Raw genomic sequence first — 14,650 nt, forward strand, 5'->3', positions numbered from 1 at the left:
GATATAGTGACCTATTGGTGCGATGCTGGTGGAAAGCGCTCTTAACCCTATATTGAGCGCCGGAGAAGGAGGATGTGCTGTGCTTCCACCCCAGTCCGATCAATCCGGTCGGCGGTCCCCCTCGGCCGTCCGTCGGTCCGTGCAGGCGCTCGTCGTGGTGTTCGCCATGCTGGCCGGCACGCTGACCTGGGCCGGCGCGGCCCAGGCCCACGGCACGATCGTCAGCCCGGCAACCCGCGCCTACCAGTGCTGGCAGGCATGGGGAAGTCATCACACGGACCCGGCCATGCAGCAGCAGGACCCTATGTGCTACCAGGCATTCCAGGCCAACCCGGACACCATGTGGAACTGGATGAGCGCGCTCCGGGACGGCCTCGGTGGCCAGTTCCAGGCCAAGACTCCCGACGGGCAGCTGTGCAGCAACGCCCTCAGCCGGAACGACAGCCTGAACAGGCCCGGCGCGTGGAAGAAGACCAACATCGGTCGCAACTTCTCGATCCAGCTCTACGACCAGGCCAGCCACGGCGCTGACTACTTCAAGGTCTACGTCAGCAAGCAGGGGTTCAACCCCGCCACCCAGAGTCTCGGCTGGGGGAACCTCGACTTCATCACGCAGACCGGGCGCTACGCGCCGGCGCAGAACATCACGTTCAACGTCTCGACCTCCGGATACACCGGTCACCACATCGTCTTCGTCATCTGGCAGGCGTCGCACCTCGACCAGGCCTACATGTGGTGCAGCGACGTGAACTTCTCCTGATCGGCACGACCGGCAGCATCGGCACCGCTCCGGCCCGACGACACCCCGGGCCGGGGCGGTGCCGGCGCTGTGTGGGGTGCCCCGCCTGGGACCGGCCCGCTCCCTGCTGAGTCGGGGCTCAGTCTGGTCGGGCTGAACAGATGGCAAGTGCGTCGATGTCTTGAGGCGTTGGGAGCGCTCCCGTAACATACCTGACGCGGCTGTTAACGGTCACATGCTGAGACCACCACCAATTGCAGGCCGCCGTCCCATCAGGAGGATGCCTTATGGCAAGATCCAAAGCGACCAATGTCAGTGTGGTGTCCGCCGGCGTCGCGTTGCTGGCTTCGGCGACGGTCGCCGTGGCGTTGCCGGCCAACGCCGCAGCCGCCGGCTGCTCGGTGAACTACGCCGTGTCGTCGCAGTGGCAGGACGGATTCGGCGCCAACGTGTCGATCACCAACCTGGGCGACCCGTTGAGCAGTTGGACGCTGACGTGGTCCTACGGCGCTGGCCAGACGGTCACGCAGGCGTGGAACGCGACGGTCACCCAGAGCGGGGCCGCGGTCACCGCGAAGAACGTGAGCTACAACGGGGCGATCGCGACCAACGCCTCGGTGTCGTTCGGCTTCAACGGGTCGTGGTCGGGCAGCAACCCGGCGCCGACGAGCTTCGCCCTGAACGGCGTGACGTGCAACGGCGGCACGACGCCGACGACCCCGCCGACGGGGTCCCCGACCACCCCGCCTCCCACGACGCCGCCCCCCACGACGCCCCCGCCGACGACGCCGCCGCCTACCGGCACGTGCAACCTGCCGTCGACGTACCGGTGGTCGTCGACGGGCGCGCTGGCGCAGCCGAAGTCCGGCTGGGTCTCGCTGAAGGACTTCACCGTCGCCCCCTACAACGGCAAGCAGCTCGTCTACGCGACGACCCACGACTTCGGCACCAAGTGGGGCTCGATGAACTTCGGGCTGTTCACCAACTGGTCGGAGATGGCCACCGCGAGCCAGAACACCATGTCCTCGGGGACGGTCGCGCCGACGCTGTTCTACTTCGCGCCGAAGAACATCTGGGTGCTGGCCTACCAGTGGGGCGGCGCGGCGTTCAACTACCGCACGTCGACCGACCCGACCAACCCGAACGGGTGGTCCGCGCCGCAGACGCTGTTCACGGGCAGCATCACCGGCTCCGGCACCGGGCCGATCGACCAGACCCTGATCGCCGACAGCACGAACATGTACCTGTTCTTCGCCGGGGACAACGGCAAGATCTACCGGGCCAGCATGCCGATCGGGAACTTCCCGGGCAGCTTCGGCTCGTCGTACACGACGATCATGAGCGACACGACGAACAACCTGTTCGAGGCACCGCAGGTCTACAAGCTCCAGGGCCAGGACCGGTACCTGATGATCGTCGAGGCGATCGGCTCGCAGGGCCGCTACTTCCGCTCGTTCACGGCCACCAGCCTGAGTGGTTCGTGGACGCCGCAGGCGGCGACGGAGAGCAACCCGTTCGCCGGCAAGGCCAACAGCGGTGCGACCTGGACCAACGACATCAGCCACGGTGAGCTGATCCGCACCAGCGCCGACCAGACGTTCACCGTCGACCCGTGCAACCTGCAGCTGCTCTACCAGGGTCGTTCCCCCAGCTCCAACGGCGTCGACTACGGCCTCCTGCCGTACCGGCCGGGTCTGCTGACCCTGCAGCGCTGACAGCGCGAGCCGACGCTGACGGCGTGAGTCAGCGGCCGGCGTGAGTTCGATCGAGCGGCGGGTCCGGCGCAGGCCGGGCCCGCCGCATCGTCGTGGTGGTCCACGGCGACCGCGTCGCCGGGCTTCCTCGCCCTGCCCGCATACGGGATGATCGATGGATGTTGGACCCTGCAGTCCTGCACCGGCTCGACGCCCTCCTCGCCGACGACGACCGGCAGCGGGCCGCGCGATACCCGGGCCTCCCGCCGACGGGCCAGCCCGTGCACACCGTCTACGTGCCGGCCGACCGGTACGGCCCGCACACCGTCGACGAGTGGCGGGCCGCCGCGCTCGCGGCGCTCGACCGGTACGGCCCGCTGCCCGGCGTGGCCGACGCGCTGGCCGCCCGGGTCCGCGCCAAGCTCGCCGCCGAGCCCATCGAGGACCTGCGGATCGACTTCGAGGACGGGTACGGCGTCCGGGGCGACGCCGAGGAGGACGCCGCCGTCCGGGCCGCCGCCACCGCGCTCGCCCGGGGGCCGGTGCCCCGCCACGTCGGGCTGCGGATCAAGTCGCTGGAGCCGGCGACCCGCCGTCGGGCGGTACGCACGCTCGACCTCTTCCTCGACGCGCTGCTGCGGCACCGGAGCCTGCCCGACGGGTTCCGGGTGACCCTGCCGAAGGTGACGTCGCTGCCCCAGGTCGAGGCGATGGTGCAGCTCTGCGCCGAGTTGGAGGCCGCCCACCGGCTGCCGCCACTGCGCTTCGAGATCCAGGTGGAGACCCCACAGGCCGTGCTCGGTGCCGACGGCACGGCGACCGTCGCCCGGATGGTGCACGCCGCCGCCGGGCGCTGCGTCGGGCTGCACTACGGCACCTACGACTACTCGGCGGCACTGGGCGTCGCCGCCGGCTGGCAGAGCCTGGAGCATCCGGTGGCCGACCACGCCAAGGCGGTGCTCCAGGTGGCGGCGGCCGGCACCGGGGTCGCGGTCAGCGACGGGTCGACCAACGTGCTGCCGACCGGCGACCGCGCGGCGGTGCACGCCGGCTGGGCGCTGCACCTGCGGCTGGTCCGCCGGTCCCTGGAACGCGGCCTCTACCAGGGCTGGGACCTGCACCCCGGGCAGCTGCCCACCCGCTTCGCGGCGACGTTCGCCTTCTACCGCGACGGGCTGCCGGCGGCTGCCGGGCGGCTGCGGGCGTACCTCGACCGGGTCGACAGCGGCATCCTCGACGAGCCGGCCACCGCCCGGGCGCTCGCCGGGTTCCTGCTGCGCGGGCTGGACTGCGGGGCGCTGAACGACGCCGAGGTGGTCGGCCTGGCCGGCGTCGACCGCTCCCACCTGCGCGAGACGGCCGGTGGCCGGCCGATGAGTTTGGGATGATGCGCCGGTCTGCCTACCGAATCACCTGATCCCAAGGGGGCATCCGATGGCGAAGGTCATCTCCACGCTCTTCATCTCGGCCGACGGGGTGGCCGAGATCGATCCCGACTGGCACATGCCGTACTTCGACGAGAACATGGGCCGCGCCGTCGGCGAGGACTACGACGCCGCCGACGTGCTGCTCATCGGCCGCGAGACCTACGACAGCTTCGCCGGGGCCTGGCCCGACCGCGAGGCCGCGGGTGGGGACGACGCGCCGTTCGCCAAGCAGCTCGGGGACATGCGCAAGGTGGTCGTCTCGCGCCAGCCGCTGGAGTTCTCGTGGCGCAACTCCGAGCTGGTCGACGGCGATCTCCTGGAGGCTGTCGCCTCGCTCAAGTCCGACGCCGGCATCCGGGGCATTCTCATCCCCGGGTCGATCTCCGTGGTGCAGCAACTGCTCGCCGCGGGGCTGGTCGACGAGCTGCGCCTGCTGGTGCATCCGGTGGCGGCGCGCAAGGGGCGCCGGCTGTTCGACGAGGGGGACGCGCCGTACCACCTGAGGGTGACGGCGACGGAGGCGTATCCGACGGGCGTGCTCCGCGTGATCTACGCCCCGACCGTGGCACCCGGGAAGGTCGGCTACGACGAGATCAAGGACCAGGTGCCGGGCGGGAGGTAGCGCACGGGTCGGGTCAGCGGCTCCGGCGGCCCGGGTAGGCCGGTCGCGTGGGCCGCCCGGAGCCGCGCCCCGCGGCCGGCCGCTCGGCCCGGGGCGGCTGCGGCGCGCGCCGCCGGTCGGCGAGGTTCCAGTGGGAACGCTCGTAGAGCGCGATCCCGGCGCAGACGGAGACGTTCAGCGACTCCGCGGCCGGGTTGATGGGGATCGACACCGAGTGGCTGGCGATGCTCTCGAACGAGCGTGACGTGCCGGTCTTCTCGCTGCCGAGCAGGAGCGCGAGCTGCTCGTCGGCGTCGCGCAGGTCGCCGACCGCGAGGTCGCCCTCGGTGTCGAAGGCGATCAGGGGGACGCCGGTGCGCTGGAAGTGGGCGATCGCGTCGGCGCGCGACGCGAGCACGATCGGGAGCGAGAAGACGTAGCCCCGGCTGGCCCGGACCAGGCGTCGGTCCGCGATGGTGGTGAGGTCGCTGTCCACGAGCACGATGCCGCCGGCGCCGAGCGCGAAGGACGTGCGCACGATGGCGCCGATGTTGCCGACGATCTTCACGCCGTCCAGCACGATGATGTCGCCGGTCGTGCGGGCCAACTCGTCGAAGCTCCACGGCCTCGGGACCCGGGCGATCCCGAACGCCTTGGGCTTCTTGTCCGTCTTGAACAGGTCGTTCATGATCGGTGCCCCGACCAGGCGGACCGGGATCTCCCGCTGCCTGCAGGCCGCGAGCACCTCGCCGGGCAGTGGGGTGGTCTCCACCCCGTAGACCTCGATGAACTCCAGCCCGGCGCGGATGCACTCGACCAGCGGCTCGGCGTCCTCGATGAGCACGGTGCGGACGACGGACCGCGAGGGTTTGGTGACGTCGGCGATCCGCTGCACGGCCGGATCCGACCGGTCGGTGATGACGTCGAGGTTTACCACGAAATCGACCCTAACAGAGGCGTGATCGGCCCCGTCCGTGGTGGACCGGGGCGGAGCGCCGCCGGTCGGGGTAATGCGCCGAGTCGCTTGCGCCGCCCGCCGGCCGCCACTAACGTACAACCATATGGTTGTAGAAATGGTGAGCGGGGAGCAGGCCGACCGCGTCTTCCACGCCCTCGCGGACGCCACCCGGCGCGACATCGTCGCCCGGGTGATCCGCCACGCGGAGTCCGTCTCGGCGCTCGCCCGGCACTACCCGATGAGCTTCGCGGCCGTGCAGAAGCACGTCGCGGTGCTCGAGAGAGCCTCGCTCGTGACGAAGGAGCGGCGGGGGAGGGAGCAGCTCGTGCACGCGGACATGACCGTGCTCCGCCGGGCCGCCAGGCTCCTCGACGCGTACGAGGAGATCTGGCGGGAACGTGTGGCCCGCATCGACCAGCTGATCGCCGAAGACTGAGAGAGGGAACCGAACCATGCCCGTGACGAGCATCCAGAAGGACACCGAGGCGTTGACGCTGACCTTCGTCGCCGAGTTCGACGCCGGGGTCGAGCGCGTATGGCAGGTGTGGGCGGACGCCCGCCAGCTGGAGCGGTGGTGGGGGCCGCCGACCTGGCCGGCCACGTTCGAGCAGCACGACTTCGTGGTGGGGGGCTGGTCCCACTACTACATGACCGGCCCGGAGGGCGAGAAGGCGCGCGGCTGGTGGCGGATCACCGCGCTCGACGCGCCGCACCGGCTGGAGTTCGACGACGGCTTCTCGGACGAGCACGGCACCCCGACCGACACCGACCGGCCGACCCACGCCGTCGCGACGCTGACGGCCGACGGTGCGCGCACCCGACTGACGCTGGTCAGCAGCTTCGTCGACGCCGAGCAGCTCGAGCGGATGGTGAACATGGGCATGGAGGAGGGCCTCCGCGAGGCCCTGGGCCAGATCGACGGCCTGCTCGCCGGGTAGGGCCAGCCCCACCCGAAGACTCGGTCCAGCGCCCTGGTTCGCACCGGTCCCCTTGGCTAGCTTGGGCGCATGACGTCGACGACCACGCTGCTCAGGGCGGTGATGCGGCCTGGCTTCCTCCTGTCGACGTGGCCGTGGCGCGGGATCGTCTACACCGCGACCACGGCCGTGGCCTCGGGTCTGCTCTGGCTCGTGCTCTCCTTCCCGCTGGCTCCGCTGGCCCTGGCCGTCGGGGTGCTCAAGGCGGAAGGGGCGCGGGCGGTCGGGGCGGCGCCACACTGGTGGGCCGGCACCTACGTGTCGGTCGCGGTGGTGCTCAGCCTGGTCGGGGTGGGCCTGCTCGCGCTGACGGTGCCGAAGCTGGCCATCGCCATGGCCGGCATCGAGCGGTGGCGGTTGCGGCTGGCCGACGACGCCCCGGCGGTGGCGCGTCGAAGCGGCAACCTCTACACCGACCCGGCCACCTGGCGTTCCGTGGCCTATCTGCTGCTCCTCGGCATCATCGCGCCGGTGTGGCTCGGCGTGCTGGGCCTCGCCGGCCTGCTCGTCGTCTCCACCCCGATCGCGGTGCACTACCGGCTGGTCACCATGGAGTCGACGGGCAGCGCGGTCAGCCGTGCCGTCCTGGGGCTGGTGCTGATCCCGGCGGTGCTCTATCTGACCTCGGCGTTCGGCGGTGGGCACGCCGCGCTCGCCCGGCTGCTGCTGTGCTGCGAGCCCGACCCGGCCGCAGCCGAACTGGTCGAGGTGACCCGGTCCCGGGCGCGGCTGGCCGACGCGTTCGACGCCGAGCGGCACCGCATCGAGCGTGACCTGCACGACGTCGCCCAGCAGCGGCTGGTGAGCCTGACCATGCAGCTCGGCCTCGCCAGGCTCGACCTGCCGAGCGGCTCGCCCGCGGCGGTCGCGGTGGCCTCGGCGCACGACCACGCAAAGGCCCTGATGGCGGAACTCCGCGACCTGATCCGGGGCATCAGCCCACAGACGCTGCGCGAACTCGGGCTGCGGGCCGCGATCGAGGAGCTCGCCGCCGGCAGTCCTCTCCGGGTCCACGTCGACGCCGACCCGGGTCGGTTCCCGCCGGCGGTGGAGACGGTGGCCTACGCCGCCGTGTCGGAGGCGCTCGCCAACGCCGTGAAGCATGCCGCCGCCACCGAGGCCACCGTCGCCGCCCGACGATCCGGCGGCATGCTGACGGTCCAGGTGCGCGACGACGGGCGCGGCGGTGCCGACCCGTCGCGCGGGTCGGGCATCACGGGCCTCGCCGACCGGGCGGCCGCAGCCGGCGGTCGGCTGCTCATCTCCAGCCCACCCGGCGGGCCGACGACCCTGCGGGTGGAGTTGCCGTGCGCGTCGTGATCGCCGAGGACTCGGTCCTGCTGCGCGAGGGGCTGGTCGGGCTGCTCTCCCGGTTCGGCTTCGACGTCGTCGCCGCCGTCGGTGACGCCGCCGCCCTGGTGACGGCGGTGGAACAGACCGCCCCCGACCTCGTCGTCACCGATGTCCGCATGCCGCCGGGCTTCACCGACGAGGGGCTGCGGGCCGCCGTGGCCCTCCGCGCGGCGCGCCCCGACCTCGCCGTGGTGGCGCTCAGCCAGTACGTGCAGCACAGCTACGCCGGCGAGCTGCTCGGCTCGGGCCAGGGCCGGGCCATCGGCTACCTGCTCAAGGATCGGGTGGCCGACGTCGCCGAGTTCGCCGACCTGCTGCGGCGGGTGGCCGAGGGCGGCACGGTCGTCGATCCCGAGGTGGTGCGTCAGCTGATGCTGCGGGGCCGAGACCCGATCGAGCACCTCTCGCCCCGGGAGCGCGAGGTGCTGGCGTTGGTCGCCGAGGGCCACTCCAACGCCGCGATCGCCCGCATGCTCACCCTGACCGAGGCCGGCGTGGGCAAGCACATCGGCAACGTCCTCGCCAAGTTGCGCCTGCCGGTCAGCGACGACACGAACCGGCGGGTCCTCGCCGTCCTCACGTACCTGCGGGGTCAACCGTGATCCACGACCGGGACGGCCAGCCCCGCTCACCCATTCGATCGATCCAGGGAGCCCTCGTGATCAGTTCCGCTGCCCCGCCGCACCCGGCGGGCGTCTCCGGCCGGGTCGTCGCCGCGCTCGGCGTACTCGCCGCGGCCCTGGTCGTCGCCTTCGTCGTCGCCCCGCCCGCGCTGACGGCGGACCGGGCGGGTGGCATCGTCGACAGGCGCGACCTCAGCGAGGCCCTGCGGGCGGCGTTCGTCGCATACTGGCGCTCCGGCGACCGGGACCTCCCCCCGGACCTGGCGCGGGTGGTCGACTACTGGTCCCGCTACCACCTGGTCAAGGCCGTGCTCGCCGCGCTGTTGCTGACCGTGCTGGTTGCCCTCGGCTTTCGTCTCGCCAGGGCGTTCGTGACGGCCGGCGGTCTCGGGGCGGGAAAGCGGGCCGCCCTCGCGTCGGCCGGCGTCCTCGTCGCGGTGCTCGCACCGTTCTCGTTGGCGATGGTGATGGCCAACGTCCAGGGTGCCGTCGCGCCCTTCGCCTCGTTGCTGCCGATGCTGACCGAAGGCGTGACCGACGCGGACCTCGCCGACACCCTGACCCAGGTCGAGCGGGGACTGGCCGAGTCGGGCGGCCCCAGTGGCAGCATCCCACCCGCCCTCGACCTCATGATCGACGACTTCTCCTGGTATCACGAGGCGATGGCCGGGACAGCCGCCGTCGTGGCGGTGGTCCTCGTCGCCACGAGCGTGCTGGCCTGGCGGAGATTCGCGGCGACCCGCCCCGCTGACCGGCGGAAGCGGCAGGTGCTGGCGGCGTACGGTCTTCTCTCGGCGCTGTTGCTGCTGCCGGCGGTCGCGCTGGCGGTGGCGAACGCGACCACGGCGGCGGACCCGGCACCGGCGCTCCTGGCCTTCTTCCAGGGCGGCTGGTGATCGGGTTCCCCCGGTCAGGTCGCCTGGTGCCGGGGAGTGTCCCGGACGGGCCTGGTCACCTGCTTCGACACGCAGGCCGGCAGCCCCACCGTGCTGAGCGCCGCGCGCTGCCGGTAGGTGCTGGGCGGCATCCCCACCAGCTCGGTGAAGCGGGTGCTGAAGGTGCCCAGCGACGCGCAGCCGACCGCGAAACAGACCTCGGTGACGCTGAGGTCGCCGCGGCGCAACAGCGCCATCGCGCGCTCGATGCGGCGCGTCATCAGGTAGGAGTACGGCGACTCGCCGTAGGCGAGGCGGAACTGGCGGCTGAGGTGGCCGGCCGACATGTTCGCCCCCCGGGCGAGCGCCTCCACGTCCAGCGGCTGGGCGTAGTCCCGGTCGATCCGGTCGCGGACCCGCCGCAGCCGCGCTAGGTCGCGCAGGCGCTGGGCTTCGGCGGCACCGCTGATCATTCCCGGGATCATGCCACCCCGTCCGCGCCGCGACGAAGGACCGTGCCGTTGGCATCGCCATCTCCTCCGGTCGCTCCCTCCCCGCGCCGATCGGTGACGTCGAGTGGTCGCCTCGCTCGCCGGCCCACCCCACCCCGATCCCTTTGCTCTGCACCCACCTGCGCAACAGCCACGTAGCGTCATCGGCCGTCACGGCCTTGATCGTCCGTGCTCCGGTGTGAGCGCTGGTCGGGCGAGGTGCTGCGCCGATGGGTGCAGAGCAAAGGGGTCGAGGGCGTCCATGGGGGCCGGAGGAGAATCACGAAGAGTCAGGTCGACTGGCCGCAGGGTGCGGCTCCGCGATCATCACGGGGAGTGCCCGAGGCATGCTGGGTTCCGCGGCCCACCGAGGGCTGCCCAGCCGGGAGGGCCCGGCCGTTCGGCCGGGCCCGGTGACCGACGGACGCCCGGGTCAGGGCGTGGCCACCTGGATCCGCACCGGCACGGAGTCCACGCCGACCAGCCCGGCCGAGTCGAAGACCTCCAGCCACACCGACCAGGTGGTGATGTTGTCCTTGCCCAGGCCCAGCTCCGCGCTGAAGCTGCCGCAGCTCTTCGGCAGGACGATGTCGTCGACCGGGCCGCCGGTGGGCACCGCGCTGCCCTGGCAGAGCACCTTCTTGACGCCGCCGTCGCCGTACGCGGTCCACCGGTAGCGGGTCCCGGCGACCGCGCCGTCCTCCACGTCGGTGGCCGTGCCGGCGAACGCGACGACCTTCGGCTTGCCGTCGACCACCGACAGGTCCAGCGCCGCCGCCGGCTTGGTGATCGTGGCGGTCGGCCGGTTCTGCCCGGCCAACAGTGCGGTGACCGTGAAGCTGCGCTGCGCGCTCGCGCCGCCGGCCGTGAACGTCGCCGTGTACGACCCCGCCGTGACCTTGCCGGCCGGCAGGAGCGCCTGGTGCCCGGTCTGCTGGTGGACCACCGTCCCGCCCCGCCGGACCGTCCAGGACGCCTCGGCGTCGGGCACCGGCCCGAACGCGTCCGGGTCGTGTGACGTGCCGACCAGACTGACGGACTGGCCCGGGGCGAGCGTCAGCCCGACCGGCGGCGAGATGATGGCCGCGGTCGTCGGGCTGTCCACCACCGTGACCGAGACGGTCGCCGAGCCGGTGCGCCCGAGGCCGTCGGTGGCCTTGGCCGTGATGACGTGGGTGCCGGGCGACAGCGACGGCACGAACGTCTGCGACTCGTGGCCCAGCACGCCGTCGAGGCTGCTGATCCAGGTGATCGGGAGCTGCTTGCCGAGGAAGTCGGTCGCCTTGCCCCACAGGTCGACCGACTGGCCCACCCCGACGTGCTGACCGGTCGTCGGCGCGCTGATGCTCACCGCGGGCTTGTCGACCTTGACCCCCAGTGCCTTGGCGACGGCGGCCAGGGCGTCGACCCGGCGCTGGCTGCCCGTCACCTTGGCGCCGAGCCCGCCGACGTGCGCGGTGTCGTTGAGGATGTCCCGGACCTGCGCGGCGGTCAGGCTCGGGTCGGCGGCCATCACCAGCGCGGCGACGCCACCCACGAACGGCGCAGCGGCGCTGGTGCCGCAGAACTGGGAGTGCGTCTTGTTGACGGCCGGGTTGCCGGGGTCCTTGAGTCCATTGACGCACATCGGGCCGTAGATCTCCACGGAGGTGGTCAGGTCACTGGTGCCGAAGTTGGACATGCCGTCCAGCGTCGCGTCCGTCCTCATGCCGCCCACGCACATGACGTGGGTGCTCTCGCACGGCACGTAGAGGGTGTCGCCGTCGATGTTCGCGGTGTCGTTGCCGGCGGACGAGACGATCAGCGCCCCCGTGTCCCGGATGTGCTTCATCCGCCGGTCGGTCCACTTGCTGGCCGAGGACTTGCCGAGGTTGACGTCGCGGGTGAAGCTGAGGTTGACCACGTCCGGGTGGCTCGCCTCGGCGGCCTTCTCAAGCCGGCGCAGCACCGTCCAGTACTCGATGCCGTTGCGCACGGCGACCAGCTCGTCGACCACCGGCCCGGCCGGCCCGGCGGTGCCGTAGCCGTTGTCGACCCGGCCCATCGCGGCGAGCACCACGTCCGTGGCGTGCCACGGGCAGGGCGTGCCGCCCGTGCAGTCGTTGGTGTTGGTCTTGCCCCATTCCACCGAGTGCAGGGACACCTTGGTCGGGAAGTCGGGATTGGACTGGAACCCGCCGTCCTGCACCAGGTACTTCACCTGCTTGGTCAGCTTGCCCTTGGCCTCCAGCAGCTGCCAGGCCGGCGCGACCCCGATGTCCATCGCGCCGCCGTACTCCATGAACATCCAGTCGAAGACGTTGTTGGTGATGTCGGGGGCCTCGTAGACCTCGCCGTCGGCGATGCCGGTCGGCTCCACCAGCCAGTCGAGGACCAGCTCGGTCCCCGCCCGCCACTCGGCGGCGGCGAGCGCGAGCAGCCGCAGCGCCCGCTCGTCGCCGACCCGGTAGGTGCCGGACTGGCCCGGCTCGGCGGCCCGCAGGTCCTCGACCAGCTTGGCCGGGTCTGCGCGGTCGGCGTCCACTCGGACCAGGTGGTCCTGCCCCTGCTCGTCCGGCGCGAACGAGTCGAGCACCTGACCGCCCCAGCGGGTCAGGAAGGCGTCCAACTCGGCCTGGTCGGCGACCCGCACCATCACCTCGTCGAGCACCAGGCCGGCGGGCGAACCGTCCGGCCCGGCCACCACGCCGAGCTGCCGGTCGGTGCCGAGCCGGCCGACGGGGTCGATCGGCAGCCGGGGAGGGGCCAGCCCCGGGTCGACCCGGAAGGCCAGCGGCTCGGCGCCGGTGCCGCCGGGCGTCACGGCCAGGTCGGCGGTTGCCGGCGCGGCGGTGCTGGTTGGCGCCGGCGCCGCGACGGCGGCCGCCCCGGTGTTCGTGACCATGCCTGCGGCGAGCGCCGCCACGGCGGCGGCCAGGATCCGGCGCGGTACGGCGGCGGTACGGCGGTTGGCGGGTGTCGGTGTCATGAGCGTCTCCTCGGTGTCGGCGGTGCGCTGACACCGGTGGGAGCGCGGGCGGGTCGGCATGCCAACAGAAACGCACCGGGATTTATCTTTTCCGTTCTACTGGACCGGTCGGAGAGCGGTGGGGGCACGGATGGACACGGCGGCACAGGACGACAGGGCGCTCGTCGAGGCGGTGCGCCGGGGCGACCGGGCCGGCCTGGAGGGCATGTACCGGCGGTACGCCGACCGGCTCTACACGTACGCGCGGGTGCTGGTGCGCGAGCCGGAGGCCGCCGCGGACGTCGTCCACGATGCGTTCCTCACCGCCAGCGGGCGCATCGACCAGCTCCGTGACCCCGACCGGCTGCGGCCCTGGCTGTACGCGATCGTGCGCAACGAATGCCTCCGGCAGTTGCGGGAGCGGTCCCGATCCTCCGCCCTGGAGGAGGCGGGCGACCCGGTGGCCGACACCGTCGACCCGGGTGCCGGGGTCAACGCCGACCAGGTGCGTGAGCTCGTGCACAGCGCGGCGGCGGCGCTCAACCCGGGCGACCGCGAGGTGGTGCACCTGGCGATCCGCCACGACCTGTCCTCCGTCGACATCGGCGCGGCTCTCGGGGTACCCACCAACCATGCCCACGCCCGGCTGTCCCGGGCCCGGTCGCAGCTCGAACGGGCGCTCGGCGCGCTGCTCGTCGCCCGCAGCGGGTCCCGGGACTGCCCGGCCCTCGCCGGTGTGCTCGACGGCTGGCAGGGGCGGCTCACCCCGACCCTGCGCAAGCGGGTCGCCCGGCACATCGACGGCTGCGCCACCTGCGGGCTGCTCCGGCGCGAGCAGCTCAACCCGGCGGCGCTGCTCTCCGCGTACACGGCTCCGGGGTTCCTGGTCGTCGCGGACACGGTGTGGCCGAGGCTGGCCGACTCGGTGTGGCCGGGGTCGCCCGACGGCGGGCCGGCGCAGACGGCCGACGGTGGGGTGACCGGGGCGGCCGACGGTGGGGTCGGGCCGTCCGCCGCCGACGCGGCGACCGCGTCGCCGCCGGCACCGGTCGAGCCCGCCGGCCCGCCGCAGACGGCCGGGCCGGACGGCGGGCCGGAGAAGGGCGCGGCGTCGGAGGAGGGCGGGCACGCCGCGAGGTCGGCGGAGCGGCCCGCCGCCGGGCCCGCCACCGCGTTGGCCGGGGGCGGCGCGGCGGCTCCGCGGGCCGGGGCGGAGTCTCCGCGTGCGGCGTCGCGGTCCCGGCGGCGGCGTCGGCTGGCGGCGAGCGCCGGGCTGCTGGTGTTGCTCGCAGCGGCCGGCACCTGGGCGCTCGGGCCCGGTCGTCCGGCCGCCGACCGGGTGGCGGCGACCTCCGGCGCGGCGGCCGACGGAACGGCGACGCCCCCGGTGGGGTCGGCGGGCCCGACCGACGCCGCCGCGCCCGGCGGCTCCGGGGCTCCGGCGGGGCCGGGACCCGAGCCGGACGGCACCGGCGGCACGTCAACCGGTGCGGTCCCGCCCGGTGCGCCGCCGCCCGGCGCGACCGGTCCGGTCGCCGGACCGGGCTCCGGGCCCGGACCGACGGCCTCGCCGACCGGGTCGCCGGTCGCGCCCCGGCCGACGGGCACGCCGAAGCTGGCCACGGCGTTCACGTTGCGGGCGAGCGCGCACGTGCGCTGCGGGGCGGACACCTACACCCTGGTCGTGCAGGCCACCGGCAGCGCCGCGATCGACGCGGCCCAGGTGCGCTGGACCGCGTCCGGTGGGACCGCGTCGAGCCGGGCCATGACCGTGGACGGGTCGTCGGCGCGGGCGAGCGTGGGCCAGCTCCGCGCGTCGGCCCTGACCTGGACGGTGCGGGCGACCGCCGCCGACGGCCGCACCGCGCAGAGCCCGTCCTACCCGGTCACCGATCCGTGCCTGCGGCCGGGCTAGCGGGGCGGAGTCGACGCGACCCCGCCCCGCCCGTGCCGTTCCTGGGGAGT

13 protein-coding genes are annotated in these 14,650 nt (G+C 72.9%); 10 read left to right on the forward strand and 3 right to left on the reverse strand.

The window, feature by feature from the left end; translation table 11 throughout:
* The first annotated feature begins 79 nt into the window (after window positions 1-79).
* From LPU61_RS20935 to LPU61_RS20950, 4 genes are all read left to right on the forward strand, one after another.
* Window positions 80-760: a lytic polysaccharide monooxygenase gene (locus tag LPU61_RS20935; protein ID WP_229405804.1), complete on the forward strand. Its 681-nt coding sequence runs from the start codon at window positions 80-82 to the stop codon at window positions 758-760.
* A gap of 266 nt (window positions 761-1,026) precedes the next feature.
* Window positions 1,027-2,454, forward strand: coding sequence for a non-reducing end alpha-L-arabinofuranosidase family hydrolase (locus LPU61_RS20940; protein ID WP_229405805.1), 1,428 nt, complete (start codon window positions 1,027-1,029; stop codon window positions 2,452-2,454).
* A gap of 158 nt (window positions 2,455-2,612) precedes the next feature.
* Window positions 2,613-3,821 carry an aldolase/citrate lyase family protein gene (locus tag LPU61_RS20945; RefSeq protein ID WP_229405806.1) on the forward strand — a complete coding sequence of 403 codons (1,209 nt, stop codon included), beginning with the start codon at window positions 2,613-2,615 and terminating at the stop codon, window positions 3,819-3,821.
* A gap of 46 nt (window positions 3,822-3,867) precedes the next feature.
* Window positions 3,868-4,482 (forward strand): dihydrofolate reductase family protein, encoded by a 615-nt coding sequence (locus LPU61_RS20950; protein ID WP_229405807.1) that lies wholly within the window; start codon window positions 3,868-3,870, stop codon window positions 4,480-4,482.
* Window positions 4,483-4,495: 13 nt separating this feature from the next.
* Here the strand turns inward: LPU61_RS20950 and nshR are convergent, their stop codons facing one another.
* The gene (nshR, locus tag LPU61_RS20955) at window positions 4,496-5,398 is read right to left on the reverse strand and encodes an NshR/TsnR family 23S rRNA methyltransferase (RefSeq protein ID WP_043960775.1); all 903 of its coding nucleotides are present in this window, start codon (window positions 5,396-5,398) and stop codon (window positions 4,496-4,498) included.
* 136 nt (window positions 5,399-5,534) lie between these two features.
* Here nshR and LPU61_RS20960 point away from each other — a divergent pair, with 136 nt between their 5' ends.
* The 5 genes from LPU61_RS20960 to LPU61_RS20980 all read left to right on the forward strand — a co-directional run bounded on the left by LPU61_RS20960 (window position 5,535) and on the right by LPU61_RS20980 (window position 9,268).
* Window positions 5,535-5,855 carry a helix-turn-helix domain-containing protein gene (locus LPU61_RS20960; protein WP_229405808.1) on the forward strand — a complete coding sequence of 107 codons (321 nt, stop codon included), beginning with the start codon at window positions 5,535-5,537 and terminating at the stop codon, window positions 5,853-5,855.
* A 16-nt stretch (window positions 5,856-5,871) separates the two neighbouring features.
* Window positions 5,872-6,357 (forward strand): SRPBCC domain-containing protein, encoded by a 486-nt coding sequence (locus LPU61_RS20965; RefSeq protein ID WP_229405809.1) that lies wholly within the window; start codon window positions 5,872-5,874, stop codon window positions 6,355-6,357.
* Window positions 6,358-6,426: 69 nt separating this feature from the next.
* Complete coding sequence (locus tag LPU61_RS20970; protein WP_229405810.1) at window positions 6,427-7,716, forward strand: histidine kinase; 1,290 nt, start codon at window positions 6,427-6,429, stop codon at window positions 7,714-7,716.
* Window positions 7,704-8,351, forward strand: coding sequence for a response regulator transcription factor (locus tag LPU61_RS20975; protein WP_043960771.1), 648 nt, complete (start codon window positions 7,704-7,706; stop codon window positions 8,349-8,351). The genes LPU61_RS20970 and LPU61_RS20975 overlap by 13 nt, the downstream gene beginning before the upstream one ends.
* A 56-nt stretch (window positions 8,352-8,407) precedes the next feature.
* Window positions 8,408-9,268, forward strand: coding sequence for a hypothetical protein (locus LPU61_RS20980; protein ID WP_229405811.1), 861 nt, complete (start codon window positions 8,408-8,410; stop codon window positions 9,266-9,268).
* A gap of 14 nt (window positions 9,269-9,282) precedes the next feature.
* Here LPU61_RS20980 and LPU61_RS20985 read toward each other — a convergent pair whose 3' ends face one another.
* Both LPU61_RS20985 and LPU61_RS20990 read right to left on the reverse strand, forming a co-directional pair.
* Window positions 9,283-9,720, reverse strand: coding sequence for a helix-turn-helix transcriptional regulator (locus LPU61_RS20985; protein ID WP_229405812.1), 438 nt, complete (start codon window positions 9,718-9,720; stop codon window positions 9,283-9,285).
* Between the two features lie 451 nt (window positions 9,721-10,171).
* Entirely contained in the window at window positions 10,172-12,706 is a 2,535-nt protein-coding gene (locus tag LPU61_RS20990; protein WP_229405813.1) for a S8/S53 family peptidase, read from the reverse strand.
* Window positions 12,707-12,836: 130 nt separating this feature from the next.
* On the opposite strand from LPU61_RS20990, the gene LPU61_RS31630 reads away from it, so the two are divergent.
* Window positions 12,837-14,600, forward strand: coding sequence for a sigma-70 family RNA polymerase sigma factor (locus LPU61_RS31630; protein WP_305071961.1), 1,764 nt, complete (start codon window positions 12,837-12,839; stop codon window positions 14,598-14,600).
* The last annotated feature ends 50 nt before the right edge of the window (window positions 14,601-14,650 follow it).

Origin of the sequence: Micromonospora sp. NBRC 110038, from assembly GCF_020884815.1 — a bacterium.
GTDB classification, from domain to species: domain Bacteria; phylum Actinomycetota; class Actinomycetes; order Mycobacteriales; family Micromonosporaceae; genus Micromonospora; species Micromonospora haikouensis.